The organism is Bradyrhizobium sp. AS23.2 (assembly GCF_001908185.1).
Classification (GTDB): domain Bacteria; phylum Pseudomonadota; class Alphaproteobacteria; order Rhizobiales; family Xanthobacteraceae; genus Bradyrhizobium.
Genome location: NZ_LGHM01000033.1, coordinates 75718 through 91320, shown reverse-complemented (window position 1 = coordinate 91320; position 15603 = coordinate 75718). Strand labels below are relative to the sequence as shown.

Annotated in this window: 11 protein-coding genes; 8 read left to right on the top strand and 3 right to left on the bottom strand. The window is 60.1% G+C overall.

From position 1 onward, the window contains the following. Positions 1–13: 13 nt before the first annotated feature. Together AC630_RS07250 and AC630_RS07245 are read right to left on the bottom strand one after the other, a co-directional pair. Entirely contained in the window at positions 14–988 is a 975-nt protein-coding gene (locus AC630_RS07250) for a 3-hydroxyacyl-CoA dehydrogenase NAD-binding domain-containing protein (RefSeq protein ID WP_074117803.1), read from the bottom strand. Positions 989–1011: 23 nt separating this feature from the next. After that, on the bottom strand, positions 1012–1923 hold the full coding sequence (locus AC630_RS07245; RefSeq protein ID WP_074117832.1) for a 3-hydroxyacyl-CoA dehydrogenase: 912 nt from the start codon (positions 1921–1923) through the stop codon (positions 1012–1014). 292 nt (positions 1924–2215) lie between these two features. On the opposite strand from AC630_RS07245, the gene AC630_RS07240 reads away from it, so the two are divergent. Then, positions 2216–7117, top strand: coding sequence for an AAA family ATPase (locus AC630_RS07240; protein WP_074117802.1), 4902 nt, complete (start codon positions 2216–2218; stop codon positions 7115–7117). Between the two features lie 28 nt (positions 7118–7145). Next, a complete protein-coding gene (locus tag AC630_RS07235; RefSeq protein ID WP_074117801.1) occupies positions 7146–8528 on the top strand; it encodes a PAS domain-containing sensor histidine kinase in 1383 nt (460 codons plus the stop codon). On the opposite strand, the gene AC630_RS07230 is transcribed toward AC630_RS07235, so the two are convergent. Beyond that, a complete protein-coding gene (locus tag AC630_RS07230) occupies positions 8482–8871 on the bottom strand; it encodes a response regulator transcription factor (protein ID WP_074117800.1) in 390 nt (129 codons plus the stop codon). The genes AC630_RS07235 and AC630_RS07230 overlap by 47 nt on opposite strands. Before the next feature lie 1037 nt (positions 8872–9908). On the opposite strand from AC630_RS07230, the gene AC630_RS07215 reads away from it, so the two are divergent. The 6 genes from AC630_RS07215 (at position 9909) to AC630_RS07190 (ending at position 15420) form a co-directional block, all read left to right on the top strand. After that, positions 9909–10544, top strand: coding sequence for a response regulator transcription factor (locus AC630_RS07215; protein ID WP_074117798.1), 636 nt, complete (start codon positions 9909–9911; stop codon positions 10542–10544). A gap of 607 nt (positions 10545–11151) precedes the next feature. Next, complete coding sequence (locus AC630_RS07210; RefSeq protein ID WP_074117797.1) at positions 11152–11622, top strand: winged helix-turn-helix domain-containing protein; 471 nt, start codon at positions 11152–11154, stop codon at positions 11620–11622. A gap of 34 nt (positions 11623–11656) precedes the next feature. Beyond that, entirely contained in the window at positions 11657–13468 is a 1812-nt protein-coding gene (locus AC630_RS07205; RefSeq protein ID WP_074117796.1) for an FUSC family protein, read from the top strand. Beyond that, positions 13468–13671, top strand: a complete 204-nt coding sequence (locus AC630_RS07200) for a DUF1656 domain-containing protein (protein ID WP_074117795.1) — start codon at positions 13468–13470, stop codon at positions 13669–13671. Before AC630_RS07205 ends, AC630_RS07200 begins: the two co-directional genes overlap by 1 nt. 11 nt (positions 13672–13682) lie before the next feature. Further along, a complete protein-coding gene (locus AC630_RS07195) occupies positions 13683–14870 on the top strand; it encodes an HlyD family secretion protein (RefSeq protein WP_245330294.1) in 1188 nt (395 codons plus the stop codon). Between the two features lie 301 nt (positions 14871–15171). After that, positions 15172–15420, top strand: a complete 249-nt coding sequence (locus tag AC630_RS07190) for a hypothetical protein (protein ID WP_143197874.1) — start codon at positions 15172–15174, stop codon at positions 15418–15420. Positions 15421–15603 lie beyond the last annotated feature (183 nt).

Below are 15603 nucleotides of genomic sequence, written 5' to 3'. Positions count from 1 at the left end.
TGCAGCCGCCCGGTTACTCGGCCGCGGCTTTGTGCGAGGCGGCGATCTGCGCTCGCTTGTTGCGCAGTTCCACGAGGCTGATCAGGAGCTCGTCGCGCTCTGTTTCCAGCTCTTCGATGCTTCGCGAGCCGACTTCGGCATGGACGCTGTCGATGAGCATCTTCTGCACGTCCGCAGTCAGCGCCGGCGCACCGAGCGTCTTCCACCAAGCTGTCATTGGACCGGCGAACTGCTGGAAGAAGTGCTCGATTCCGCCCGGCCCGCCGCCGAGGTGATTGAGCATCATGTTACCCATGATTCCCCAGCGCAGGCCCGGGCCCCAGCAGAGGGCGGTGTCGACGTCGGCGGCGCTCACCACGCCCTCGGCGACAAGGTAGTAGACCTCGCGCGCCACGGCGGACTGCAGGCGGTTGGCGACGTGGCCGGGCAGCTCCTTCTTGACGCGCACCGTCTTTTGTCCGATCGACGTGTAGAATTCCTCCACGCGCTGGATTGTCGCTTCCGACGTCTTGGCTCCGCCGACGATCTCGGTCAGCGGGATCAGGTGCGGCGGATTGAACGGATGGCCGATGACACAGCGCTCCGGATGGGTCTTGGCGCCCTTCTGGATTTCGCTCATGGTGAGCCCCGATGAGCTCGATGCAATGATCACCTCGGGAGCTAGTAGCTCGTCGAGTTGCTCGTAGAGCTTCTGCTTGAAATCAATCCGTTCGGGCCCGTTCTCCTGGACGATGTCGACGTTCGCCAACGCCTCAGCGAGATCAGTAGTGAATTTCAGATTCAACTGCGACGCGCCGGGCGAGAGGCCCAGGCGGGCAAGTGCCGGCCAGGCGCTTGCCACGAATTCCTTAAGCCTGGCTTCCGCGTTGGGCGCAGGGTCAGTCGCCACGACGTCTAGTCCCTTGGCGAGGAATAGGGCCGCCCAGCTGGCACCGATGAGACCGGTACCGACAATGGCAACGCGGCGGGTGGGTTTGTTGTTGGTCATGGTTCAATTCTCCTGATCGGTTTTCAGACTTCGGCGTAGGCGATGCCGGTGAGATTGCCCTGGGCGTAGAGGAAGTTGCGCTCGTTCTTGCCATCGAGATCGGCGGAATAGAGCGAGCCGGCGAAGTCGGTGACGAACATCCGGTTGCCGGGAACATCGAGCGCGATGCCGATGGCCTCCATCAAATGCGTGACCACGACCTCTGGGTCAGCTTTTGTGTCGATCGGCGCACGATTGACGGTATTGCCGCGCGGAGGATCGCCGCGATCGGTCCAATAGAGGACACGGTTCGCCACATCGAGTTCGAGGTCGACCGGCTCGGGCAAGTGATCGAAAAGCACCTCGATGTCGGAGCGGTTTGTCGGGGTTTCGCCCTTCGGGATCTCGATGTTGGCGCGGAGGATACGGCCCAGTCCGCCTTTCGTCGCGCCTTTTTGCGTCCAGTAGATTTTGCCGAGCTTCAGATCGAAAGTGATGCCGACGCACCACCTGGTCTGATCGAGCGCATCCTTGTCGCCGCGGCCGGTCTCGACCAGTGTTTCGACCTTCGAGCCATCAAGGTTCGCGCGCATCACGCGCATGCCCTCCCGGTCGCACCAATAGAGCTTGCCGTTTTCCGTATCGAGCTGGAGCTGCTTCGGCGTATGCGTGACGCCTTGCGGAACGATGACCTTGCGATTCCCGCCGTCGAGATCGGCGCGCTCGATCGAGCCGTCATCGAGATTGGGGATGCCCATGTTGGTCCAATAGATGTGACCAGCCTCGACATCCACGGCGATGCCGTCGGGGAGACGGCCATCGGTGACGATGGTCTTGCGGTCGGAACCATCGGGATTCATCGAGTGAATGCGGTCGCCGCTCAGTTCCAGAACGAACAGCCGGCCCGAGCGGATGACGCCCGATGAGTTCTTTTTGGTCGCTTCAAGTACTGTCATGGTCATTCCTTCGGTGTCGCGGTTGCGTCGTCTCGCATTGCTTTGGTTGACCGCTATTTGACCCAAGTGTGCCGTCGTCGCGAGTAAAGCCCGGCAAATCGCGCCAAATTGCTGCTAACGAGAACGCCGGATCTGCGTGCGTCCGACCGGGTAGGGTCAACGGACCGCTGGCGTTTCCCTGGCGATGAGGTACGATTTCTGCTTGTCGGAGAGCGGGCACGCGCATCGCGCACTAAGGCTTGGCTAGCCGCACTCAATTCGGAAGCCGAAGCAACGCGTCGGAGTCTGATAGGTGTTGCCGCATTCGCAGAACGTCACGTACTCGGACGGTGGCTCTCAGGTCTTGTGGGAGGACAGCGAACGCGTCTTTCGGCGTGGCTGGCGGCTAGACGATGAGGGCAAGCGGCGCGCCATGCTGCTCGTCGCTCCTGCCGCCGATCACCCGTCTCGTTCAGACCTCGATCGCCTAACGCATGAATACGAACTGAAGGATGAGCTCGATGGGGCGTGGGCAGCGCGGCCGCTGGAGCTCGTGCGCGACACGAATCGAACCATGCTGGTGCTCGAGGATGCTGGCGGCGTGCCGCTCTCGCTCGGGGTGCCCATGGAGGTGGGAGCCTTCTTGCGCCTTGCCATCGCTGTCACCTCGGCGGTGGGCAAACTTCACCAGGGCGGGCTCGTTCACAAAGATATCAAGCCAGCCAACATCCTTTTCAACGAGGCGACCGGCGAGGTGCGCCTGACGGGGTTCGGCATCGCTTCGCGGTTCGCACGCGAACGTCAGTCGCCTCACCCTCCCGAGACGATCGCCGGTACGCTCGCCTACATGGCGCCGGAACAGACCGGACGGATGAATCGGTCAATCGATTCCCGGAGCGATCTTTACGCGCTTGGCGTCACCTTCTACCAGATGCTCACCGGTGCTTTGCCGTTTACCGCCGCGGAGCCGATGGAATGGGTGCACTGCCATCTCGCCAGACGACCGGTGCCGCCTGCCGAGCGGCTGAAGGAGATCCCGCTCGCGGTTTCGGCCATTGTCATGAAGCTGCTCGCGAAGCGGGCCGAAGATCGTTATCAAACGACGGCCGGCCTCGAAAGCGATCTTCGCCGCTGTCAGAGCGAATGGGGAGCGCAGGGCCGGATTGGCGATTTTTCACTCGGCGAACATGACACGTCCGACCGGCTCCTGATCCCCGAGAAACTTTACGGGCGACGACGCGAGGTCGAGACCTTGCTCGCCGCCTTCGATCGCGTCATCAACGGCGGCGCCCCGGAATTAGTCCTGGTCTCGGGCTATTCCGGCGTGGGCAAATCCTCGGTCGTGAACGAGTTGCAGCCGGTGCTGGTGCCGCCGCGTGGCCTGTTCGCGTCCGGCAAATTCGATCAGCTCAAACGCGACATTCCCTATGCCACGCTGGCGCAGGCGCTTCAAAGCCTGATCCGGCCGCTGCTCGGCAAGGCCGACGCCGACCTTGCGCCATGGCGCGACGCCTTGCGCGAGGCGCTGGGAGCTAACGCAGGACTGATGGTAGATCTCGTTCCTGAGCTGAGGGTCTTCATCGGAGAGCCGCCGCCGGTCCCTGAGCTTCCACCGCAGGACGCGCGGCGGCGCTTCCAGATGGTGCTTCGGCAGCTGATCGGTGTCTTCGCTCGGCCGGAACATCCCCTCGCGCTGTTCCTTGATGATTTGCAATGGCTCGATGCGGCGACGCTCGACCTTTTAGAAGACCTGTTGAGTCGGTCCGGTCTCCGCAACCTCTTGATCATCGGCGCCTACCGCGACAATGAGGTTACCGCAGCGCATCCGCTGATGCGCAAGCTGGAATCGATCCGCACAACCGGAAGGGTGCAAGATATCAAGCTGGCGCCCCTTACACCGAATGATCTCGGAAACCTTGTCGCGGACGCGCTCCGCTGCGACGCGGACCAGGCCAATCCGCTTGCAAGCCTGGTGCACGCGAAAACCGACGGCAATCCGTTCTTCGTCATACAGTTTCTCCACGTGCTCGCCGACGAAGGGCTCCTGGCCCTTGATCACGCGCGTGGGCGATGGTCCTGGGATCTCGGCGGCATCCATGCCAAAGGGTACACGGATAATGTGGTGGATCTGCTGGCCGGGAAACTGACACGGCTACCGCTCGAGACGCAGGATGCGTTGCGGCAGCTCGCGTGCCTCGGCAATATTGCCGATTTCAATATGCTTTCGGTCGTCCTCGGAACGTCCGAGGAGCAGGTGCACGCGGCTCTCTCGGAAGCCATGCACCAGCAATTGGTCGATCGCCTCGTGCGCTCCTACAAGTTCATTCACGATCGGGTGCAAGAAGCCGCCTATGCGCTGACTCCGGAAAAGTCTCGTGCGGAGTCCCATTTGACAATCGGTCGGCTCCTGCTGGCGCAGACACCACCAGAAGAGCGCGACGAAGCAATCTTCGAGATTGTCAACCAGCTCAACCGCGGCGCGGCACTGATCACGTCACGGGACGAACGCGAACAGCTCGCTGAGCTGAACCTGGCCGCCGGCAAGCGCGCCAAGGCGGCGTCGGCCTATGCCTCCGCGCTGACCTATCTTACCGCCGGCGCGGAGTTGCTGTTGGAGGACGCATGGGAGCGCCGGCACGATTTGTCTTTTGAACTCGAACTGCATGCGGCTGACTGCGAGGTCTATGCCGGCGCGGCGCAGCTCGCCGACCAGCGTCTCGCGTCGCTCGCACAGCGCGCGCTCAGCACAGTCCAAAAATGCCTCGTGGCCTACCGACGTGTGGATTTATGTGTAATGCATGGCGCGGCGGAAAACGCCGTGACGGTTGCCCTGGAATGCTTGCGGCATGTGGGCATCGATTGGTCAGCCCATCCCACGGAGATGGATGCGCGCCGTGAGTATGAGCGCATCTGGTCATTGCTCGGAAATCGCAGGATCGAGGATCTTGTTGAGTTGCCGCTGATCCAGGATCCGGTGGCCCGAGCGACGCTCGACCTGCTCACTAGTCTGTCTTTACCAGCCATGTACACCAACAAGAACTTGCACGCACTCAGCGTCTGTGCGGCTACGAATCTTAGCCTGGAGCACGGCATCAGCGACGCAGTTCCGTTCAACTATGTGGCAACGGCGATGCTCGCGGGCCCTCGCTTCGGTCAGTACATTGAAGGCTATCGATTTGGAAAAATGGCTTGCGACCTGCTCGAACGTCGAGGATTTACGCACTTTGGGGCGCGAGCCTATGTCGCCTTCGCGATTATAGTTCCGTGGACACGACCACTCAGGGAGGGGATCGATCCATCACGTCGTGCGTTCCAGATGGCGAAGGATCACGGCGACCCGACATATGCCGCACTAGCAGCCCGCGGCCTCAGTACCATTCTTTTTGCCGCAGGCCATCCACTCGACCAATTCGAACGTGAGGCCCAGGAGGCATTGGAGTTCGTGCAGAGGTACGGATTCTTCCTCGACAGACTCTCGGCGCCCATCGCGCTTGCCCGGACCCTGCGCGGAAAAACTGCGAAGTTCGGTTCCCTCGACGATGGTGAATTCACAGAACGTTCCTTCGAGGAGCGTATCACGGGTCAACCCGCCCGCGCCTTCCTGGAATGTTACTACTGGATCCGAAAGCTCCAGGCGCGCTTCTTCGCCGGCGATTACGTGTCAGCGATCGAGGCCGCGGAAAAGGTGCAGACATGGTACGAGACATCGCCTGCACTGTCGCTCTTTCCCGCGGAGACCGCCGAGTGGCATTTCTATGCCGGCCTGTCCCGCGCCGCGCAGTGCGAGCCCGGGGGGCCCAACGCCTACGCCAACCATCAAGAAGCACTTGGCTCGCATGAACGAAACCTACGGACCTGGGCGGCGAATTGTCCTCAGAATTTTGAGGATCGCGCCGCACTGCTCGGCGCCGAGATTGCCCGTATCGAGGAACGTCCGCTCGAGGCCATGGACCTGTACGAGCGGGCCATCGTGTCGGCACGCGCAAACGGCTTTGTCCACAACGAGGCGCTCGCATACGAACTGGCTGCCCGCTTTTACGCGGCGCGCGGCTTCCAGGAGATCGCGCACCTCTACCTAAAAAACGCACGGGATGGTTATCTCCGATGGGGCGCCGACGGAAAGGTGCGGCAACTCGACCAGGTCCATCCGCGGCTGAGGCAGGACGGACGTGCGCGGGGTCCAACGGGTACGATCGAAACGCCTGTCGAACACCTTGATCTCGCAACAATGATCGAAGTCTCGCAAGCGCTGTCTGGCGAGATAGTGCTGGAAAAACTCATCGACAAACTTATGCGCGTAACCCTCGAGCACGCCGGCGCCGAACGAGGTCTTCTGATTGTCCCGCGAGGTGATGAGCTGCAGATACAGGCGGAGGCGATCGCCAGTGGAGAGAATGTAACCGTGCATCTGCGGGACGGGCAGCACATTGCAGCCGCGCTGCCGGAGTCGCTGGTTCGTTATTCAACACGTACCCAGGAGGCCGTGATTCTCGAGGACGCATCATCTCAGAATGCGTTTTCTGCCGATCCCTACATCGTTCACGGTCGTGTCCGTTCTATTCTCTGTTTACCGTTGATCAATCAGGGAAAACTCCTCGGCATTATCTACCTTGAGAACAACCTGACGCCGAACGTTTTCACACCTGACCGAGTCGCTTTATTGAAGGTGCTGGCGTCGCAAGCGGCAATTTCGCTCGACAATTCGCGGCTTTATGACGATCTCGCGGATCGGGAAGGGAAGATTAGGCGTTTGGTCGATGCCAACATCATCGGGATATTCATCGGCGACGCCCGCGAACGGCGGATTGTTGAAGCCAATGACGCGTTTCTACGTATCATGGGATATGACCGTGAGGATCTGGTTTCGGGCCGCCTGCGCTTGGCCGAGCTGACTCCGCCAGAGTGGGTTGAGCTCGACAAGCGTATCTGGGCCGAACTGAGCTCCACCGGAATCGTTCAGCCCTTCGAGAAAGAATATTTCCGGAAGGATGGCAGCCGAGTTCCCGTGCTTGTTGGCGCCGCGCTGTTCAAGGAGGGAGGCGACGAGGGCGTCGCATTCGTGCTCGATTTGAGCGAACGCAAGCGCGCGGAACAGGCGCTCCAGCTACAGGCAACGCTCGATTCGATTCCGGCGTTAGCTTGGCGCTCCAGGGCTGACGGCTTCACCGAGTACATCAACAAACGTTGGCTCGACTACACGGGGGGTCTCGCTTGATCAAGCGCTGGGTTGGCAGTGGCTTGCTTTGATCCATCCCGACGACGCTCCGCGCCTGCGGGATGCCTGGCTACAAACGTTGGCGTCCAAAAAACCGGGTGAATCCGAAGCCCGCGTGCGCGGCTCCGATGGTTCGTATCGCTGGTTCCTCATTCGTGCCGAGCCTTCGCGCGACGAGGCAGGAGCGATTGTCGCATGGTACGGCACCCACACGGATATCCAGGACCTGAAGACTGCCGAAAGTGCCTTGCGACAAAGCGAGGCGGAATTGGCCAACGTCAGGCACGTGCAACAGACCCTTGAGTCAATTCCGGTTGCTGCCTGGCGCGCCAGAGCCGACGGCTTCGTCGAGTATTTCAACAAGCGATGGCTCGACTACGCGGGGGTTTCCCTTGATCAAGCGCTGGGTTGGCAATGGGTTGCGTCGTTCCATCCCGAAGACCTTCCGCGCGTGAATGATGTCTGGCTGCAACTGCTTGCATCTGAAAAGCCGGGTGAAGTAGAAGCCCGCATGCGCTGCTATGACGGATCGTATCGTTGGTTCCTGGCTCGTGCGGAGCCTTCGCGCGACGACACAGGAAGGGTCGTTGCGTGGTACGGCACCAATACGGACATCGAGGATCGCACACAAGCATTGGCGCGGTTGCAGCAGATGGAAGCGGATTTCGCCCACATAAACCGCGTGAGCATGATGGGAGAATTGGCCGCTTCGCTGTCTCACGAAATCACACAACCGATCGCCAGCGCGCGCAACAACGCCCGGGCAGCCCAGAATTTTCTGAAAATGCAGCCGCCGGACCTGAGCGAGGTCAGGGAAGCGCTCTCCTGTGTGGTTGCGGACGCAGATCGATCCGGAGAAATCATCGACCGCATCCGAGAGCAAATCAAGAAAGCGCCGCCGCGAAAGGAGCGCTTTGATCTCAACGCGGCAATCAACGAAGTGATTATATTAGCGCAAAGCGTGACCGTCAGGAATGGCGTTTCGGTCCAGACCCGGCTTGCGGAAGGATTGCCTCCGGTTCTGGGGGATCGCGTCCAGCTGCAACAAGTCTTGTTGAACCTGGTTCTCAACGCGGCTGAAGCAATGGGCTCGGTTGAAGAGGGAGCAAGAGAGCTGTTGATCAGTACCGAGCAGTACCAGGCAGGCGTCCTCGTGGCCGTGCGCGATTCCGGGCCGGGCATTGATCGGGCGCATCTCGACCGGGTCTTCGACGCCTTCTACACCACGAAGTCCAGCGGAACAGGCATGGGGTTGTCGATTTGCCGCTCCATCATCCATGCTCATGGGGGCCAGCTGTGGGCGGGAGCAAACGAACCTCGTGGTGCTGCACTTCAGTTCACCTTACCTGATGCCGAAAGAGATCTCACGTCGTCTCTTCAGGCGAGCCACCGGACCGGAGGACCGCGCTAACACATCGTGTGAGATGGTCCTCATTCACCGGCTTGCCCAAGTAACAAACGACCCCGTCGTTCAGGGCACGAGCCCGATCAACGTCATTGGGAAAGGCTGTCACGAGGATCGTCGGAATGGCTTGGTCCGTATCGATGAGCCGTCGATAGAGCTCGAAGCCGGTCATCGCAGGCATTTGGATATCGGCGACGAGGCAGGCCGTCTCGGGGAGGCGCGGGGACGCGAGAAACTCGGCGGCGGACGAGAAGGCGTCGACCGTATGGCCCAGCGATCTCATGAGCCTGCACATGGACTCACGAAAGAACCGATTATCATCGACGACCGAAACCAATACTTTTTTCATCGTGCCGCCTATGGCTATTCGCTTGACCCGTCATGCAGGCAATCTGACAATGTCGTAGCTCCGCGTGGATCGGTTGATTTGGGTCAAGAATGCCACCGGTGCGGTGGCGGCGCCCCGTAAACTTTGGCTTATCTAGATGATGATTGCGAAGCTGAGTCAGCCATGGCGGGTAATCGGGAACTTCGGCTGAACGAAGTTGGTCGTCGGGATCAGGGGCGACTTCCGGGACCAAATCCGCGCGCCATAAGCCTTCGTATCGTCGTCCCGCCTCCTTTGGATGCCTGTCGTCGACTCGCGCTCAATTGAGCCGCTGGTGACGACTCCTAGTCTGCATTCGTCCGAAATGCGCACAGGCTAGGGAGAGGACAATGCCTTACCGTTTGGAAAGTCACGGATCTGAGAACGCCACACGATGCGCGATCTGTGATCGCAAGTTTGGCCTCGTCCGGCATTATTCGTGGCGAACCGCGCTTTGCTCCAGCAGATGCGTCGATCGCTTCAGGGCTCGCCGCCAAAGCGACGGCAGCTGGATGGGTTGGCTTCAAATCGCGTTCGACCAGTCGTCCGAGAACCGTGCGAGAGCCTCCTGACCCTTCAAATCTCACGACGCGGCAAGCAATATCTGAAGACAGCGCAGACATTGTTACGCACCGCCAAGACCATGACTGACCTAGCGATTGCGAGCCAACTAAGGGCCCTGGCTGACGATTACCAGCAGCGAGCGGAGAAGGCATCGCGCGACGACGCGGCCAAGGCCTTGGCGCCGTCGGCCGCCAGGGCAGAAAGCGAGTGGCTTGTATAACCGTGGGGCGGCCCCACCCGGCAGTTGTCGGAGGGAACCGGCACTCAAAAACACGACCTGCGCCGGATGGTGGTGCGCGGTGCCAGCATCACCTAAACTTGGTGTACCCACACGCACCCTGGGAATAAATGGGACTGTTCAGGTTCCAGGATTAGGACTAGAAATGCGGGGTCCGGCCAAACTTGCAGACCAAGACGCACACGCTGATTTTCGCGATCTCTTCCGAGTGGCAGCGATGTCTGACGCGACCTCGACGGTGTTGGTCATCGACGACGATCCGGACCTCCGAGCGTCGGTCGGGCGGCTGTTGCGATCGCTGGGCATCAACGCTCAACTATTTGGCTCCATTTCCGAGTTCATGAAGTCCGATCTGCCGGATTGCCCCACCTGTCTGGTGCTCGACATCAGAATGCCCGGACAAAGCGGCCTCGATCTTCAGCGCGAACTCGCTGCGGCAAACAGGGAAATCCCGATCATCTTCGTCACGGGACATGGGGACATACCGATGTCCGTGCAGGCCATGAAAAGGGGGGCCATCGAGTTCCTCACCAAGCCGTTCCGCGATCAGGATCTCCTCGACGCCATCGAGCTCGGCCTCTCTCGCGATCGTGCACGGCGGGAGAATGACAAGGACCTGGCGGCTCTCAGGGAGCGGTTCGCCTCACTAAGCCCCAGGGAGCGTGAGATTGTGATTCAAGTGGCGCGCGGCCGTCTCAGCAAACAAATTGCGCACGAGATCGGCATCGCCGAGGCCACGGTGAAGGTGCATCGTAGCAGGGCGATGCAAAAGATGCAGGCCGGCTCGCTTCCGGAGCTGGGCCGAATGGCCGACAAGCTCAAGCTGGTGCCCGACACGTCGCAACGCTCCTGAGCTGCCTCCTTACATGGCGCACTAGTTAGCTCCCAGTTGCGCGATCTTTCTCCAAATAAAAAGGCCGGCGGGCATTACGCCGCCGACCTTTTTTTGCAACTGCCGGCTCGCAGGTCCGGTTCCGCTGCGATTATCGGCACTGCGTGCCGTAGTAAACAAGGAGCGGGCTGCTGGAACCGAAACCGAGGCGGTCCGCATCGATTGAATAGTTATCGCAGAGGGATCGCTGACACTATCGTGCGCAGGTATGGCGCGGATGTGCTGACGGTGGTCAGTGTTACCCACGTCGCATTACGTCAAATATACATTGGTTTATCGAGCCCGAAGCTTGCACAGACGCAGGGGTGGGGCATCATTGTTTGATATGCGTTGCGCGATGCCATCGCGAAATGATCGAGGCCGTAGCGTCCTCGATCCTGCCATCGCACTCACGATCCATTGCCCGGTTGACACCGTCACCGGCATGTAAATCTAGGTTTAGGCAACGCAACCAAATCTGCCGTTGCGCGCCACCCGCGTCCAATAGCCCGCCGCACTGCCAGCCTTCAAATTGCGCCTCACGAGCATCTTTGCCGGGATGAGCCCTGCTAAAGCACGCGAGGTTGCAATGCGCGCACTAGGATCGACTGCACAGTTTGAAAGCTCGACGCAATTTCCTCCCGATTCGGAAGTCGGTCCGAGACGCCCCGTCGAGCACACAGATTCGGATAAGTCTTTCTTTGCAAAGCGGACCGAGACGGCCAGCGCTGCATCGACCGACGTTTCATTCGGACCGTTTCGCTTGCTTTCGACGCAGTTCCTTCTGCTGGAAGGGGACAAACCCGTGCCGCTCGGAAGCCGCGCGCTTGAACTCCTGATTGCTTTGCTCGAACGCCGTGGTGAGCTGGTCAGCAAGCAGGACTTGATGGCCCGTGTCTGGCCCAAAGTCTTTGTCGAACCCGCGAACCTCACCGTTCATATGTCTGCGCTCCGTCGGGCACTGCGCGACGGCCAGGACGGGCGCCGTTTCATCGTCAATATTCCCGGACGCGGCTACCGCTTCGTCGCCTCAGTGGAAGCATCAGGAAGCGGGAACTGAACGCAATTGGCGAAGTATCCGCAGAGGCAAGACCGTGGTCGCGACAACAGCAAAGCCGCCGCTCACCGTAGCGAAAATCCCCATCAGCTCCTGGAGCTTCGCCGTTCGCATTTGGCTGGCGACAATCCTGGCACTGTTCGTGGGCTTTTGGCTCCAGCTTGAAGCGCCGACGACCGCCGCTCTGACTGTTGGAGTTCTTGCCGAGCCGACCCGCGGTCAGGCACTAGAAAAAGCAGCTTTCCGATTGTTCGCCACATTGATCGGCGTGACGGTGTCGCTCGCTATCGCTGGCCTCTTCCCGCAGTCGAGAGACCTCATGCTCGCAGCTTTTGCGGTATGGCTCGGCATTTGCGTCTTTGCGGCGAAGCTTTTTGACGGCGATCGCGCGTACGCAGCCGTGCTATCCGGCTACACCGTCGCACTGATTGCCATTCAGCAGATCGATAAACCGCAGCACGTCTTTGAGTCCGGCATGGCGCGCGGTGCGGCGATTGCGGTCGGCATCGTGTCGATAGCAGTGGTCAATACGCTGATGTCTGCTCCGGACCGTCAACCTCGGCTGATGACGCAACTCGGGGCGATTCATCGTAGGGTCCGCGCGTATGCGAGCGCAACCTTCCGCGGCGAACCGGGCAACTCGACCACATTCGTTGGGCTGTTGCGGGAACTTGTGGCACTCAGGCCAGAGATCGCGAGTATCGCGGCGGAGTCGAGCAGCGGCTCCGTCAGGAGCGCTGCCGCTCGCAGCGCGGCGGTCGCGCTGATCGCCCAACTGCTGGCTGCGCGGGCCACGCTTGGCCCTGAGATTGAGGCTTCGGCATGGTCAGCCAAAGAATTCCTCCGTCGGGACCGCGAGGTTCGCGAGGATCTGGCAGCGCTGCGGTCGGCGAGATGGCCGCTGCGGGTCTGGCGCGCGCCCTTGTATCGGTCCTATCGAGTTGCTGCCGAAAGCGGTGTCCGCGCCGCCGCATGGTTTGCAATCGCCTCGACGATCTACATTTGGGCCGGGTGGCCCGCCGCGAGTGTTTCTCTGTCCTTTGTGGCATTGATTGCGGCGCTGGGAGCCACAACTCCGAATTCTCGCGCGTTCACCGTGCTCGCACTTGTTGGTACGCCAATCGCGGCCGTCATGGCCGGCATACTCGAGTTCATCGTCCTCGACGGTGCCGACGCCTTTCCTCTGCTGGCCATCGGTCTCGCTCCTTTCACGCTTGGGGCGTCACTCCTCATCACCTCCAAGAATCTCCTGTGGTCGGGACTTGGCCGCGTCAATCTACAGTTTGTGATGCTCATCTTGGCGCCAAGCAATCCGCAAACCTACAATCCCCAGGCTTTTCTCTTCACCTCTCTGTTCATCATCGTGGCGGCGTCGCTCCTGCTTGCGGCGCAGATGCTGATTCCGCCTATCTCCGACGAAAAACGTAGAATTCGGCTGCTCAAGGAAGCCCGCGGCGAGCTAGCGGAGCCATCTTTCAAGGCCGGGGAAGCGCCAGAAGTAGCAACGTTTCGGGACGCGTCACGGATCGCCCAATTCCTTTCCGCTGGAGGTGCGCAGGATAGCGAGCGCCTCACGCTATTGCTCTCTTGCTTTGATCAATCGGCGATGGTCCGGATTTGCGGTTCGGAATTGATGATGCTCGATGGTGGACCTCTCGCGCCGTTGGCACACCAAGCGCGTGCAGCCCTTGTTCAGAGGGACACCGCCATGCTCCGCGACATTGCGCGAATACTGCATGAGAAGGCTTCTCACACCGGCTCCATCGAGGCCGACATCGCTGCATGCCTTGCGTCCACAAGCGACATCTTGGACCGAAACCAAAAACTCGATTTGCTGGAGGCAACCTGATGGTACGCACTTTTGCAGAACTGGTGGTCGGAGGCGTTTTTATGGCGCCGCTTGTAATCTACCTTGTGCTGGCTCTTGCCGTGATCATTGTGCTGAGGCCGCTGCTGCACCTCGCCGGCTTTGCGAAGATGTTCAGTCACGCGTCAATCGCAGAGCTCAGTCTGTATGTGACTGTTCTCGGCCTATTGATCCTGTTGTTCTAAAGGAGGTGGCCATGGATGGCATCGTTGAAGATAAAGCTATTCAACAAGGTGAGATGTCGGTAGCGACTGCGCGCTCTTTGCGGGTCGGCGATCAAGCGTCAGCCCGTCGTACCGGCGAGACTGATCCGGTTAAACTGAGGGTCACGGAGGGGCCTGGGGACAGCAAACACATCGCGGCGGCTCCAGTAAAGTCCAGATCCGGGCGGCACAGCGAGACCTGGCAAGGCTTGCGGCATGCCGTGCGCACGTTGGCCACAGTCGCAATAGCTGTCCTTGCAGCCTCGGCTGCTCTTGTGATCTGGGATCAGTACAACGCCGGGCCCTGGACGCGCGACGGCCGAGTGCGGGTGCAGGTCGCAAGCGTTGCGCCCGAGATTTCCGGAAAGATCAAGGATCTACGAATCGTCGACAATCAATTCGTTCGCAAGGGCGACGTTTTGTATGTCATCGATCCGTTCGATTTCGAGGTAGCATTGCGGGCGAACAAGGCAGGCCTGGAGCAAAGGATCGCCGATCTGAACGTGAAAGCGTCGCAGGCTGAGCGACGAAACCGTCTGTCTGATTTAGCCGTTTCCACGGAACAGAAGCAGGTCTATGAGGGCAACGCACTTCAGGCAAAGGCCGCGGTCGATTTGGCTCAGGAGCAGGTGCGTCAGGCGGCGATCAATTTGCAGCGTACTGAAGTGCGCAGTCCGGTGAATGGGATTGTCACCAATCTCCTGCTTCGAGAGGGGGACTACGCGCGCCAAGGTGCCGCCAATGTTTCGGTCATCGATACGGACAGTTATTGGGTCGACGGTTATTTCGAGGAGACCAAGCTGGCGCGCCTGTGCATTGGCGATCGCGCCGAGGCAAAGCTGATGGGGTACTCGGCACCGATCACGGGCCATATCGCAACGGTGACGCGTGGCGTCAGCGTATCGAATGCAGCGGCTTCCACGCAGGGGTTGCCGAATGTAGACCCCGTCTACACCTGGGTGCGCTTGGCTCAGCGCGTCCCGGTCCGGATAGCGATCGACAACGTGCCGCCCGGCGTGCCGCTGGTCTCGGGCTTGACCGCAACCGTCACGATCCGGGAGGGTGCAGGCCGCGAGAACACTACGCGGCTGCAAAGAGTCCGGGCCGAAGTCGAGACCAGCTTCTTCGGGTTGTTTGGCGGAGCTTCGGAGCGGTCGGACTGCATTCCTAATCCATCTTGAGCCGCCCTGATCAAAATTATGAACGCAGTCGGCCTGCTACCGCGTAGGCGGACTGCGTCTGCAATCGTCCCAAATATCTTTAAGACGGCGAAGCACGGACAGCACGCACGATTCGAACGGCGATTCCCTAGTAAGCCAAAGCTTACATCGCGCAACCACAGCCGTACAGTAAAGCAACTCACGCTCAATAGAAGTATGACCGGCAGAACTGTAATTCTCCTCGCAACAACTCGATCTATGGAGTCCGTCGATGAGGAGAACCGCTGTCGTCGTCGTATCTGCGGCGATCATTGCATCTACGATGTCCGCGCTCGCCGCGGAATGCACCTCGAACAAAGACTTCTGCGCACGTTGGACGGCAGTACAGGCCCAGCCAGCAGATCTCGCCGGCAAGGATAAGAGTTGTCGCGCCTACGCCGCCTCATTCTATGAGTCCGTTATGTTGCGGAGGGTCGCTGCCGAGCGCGTCGACGGCGCGCGTGTGTTGATTGCACTCGATTCCGTGATCAACGCGTTCAACGACCTGCTCGCGACGAAGTGCAGCGGGTAAGGTTCACTGGTAACAGTCAAATAGTTCGCGAGGTGAGCAGATGATCCTCTTCCCTCTCATGAGCATCTGGATGTGGTTCCAGATCCTGAAAACCTCACCGAATCTGGCTTTCGTTCCGAACCGTCGAGAACGGAAGCCCCGCTGAAATCAATCTCTTGGCGACAGCAATCTGAAGGAGGCTGA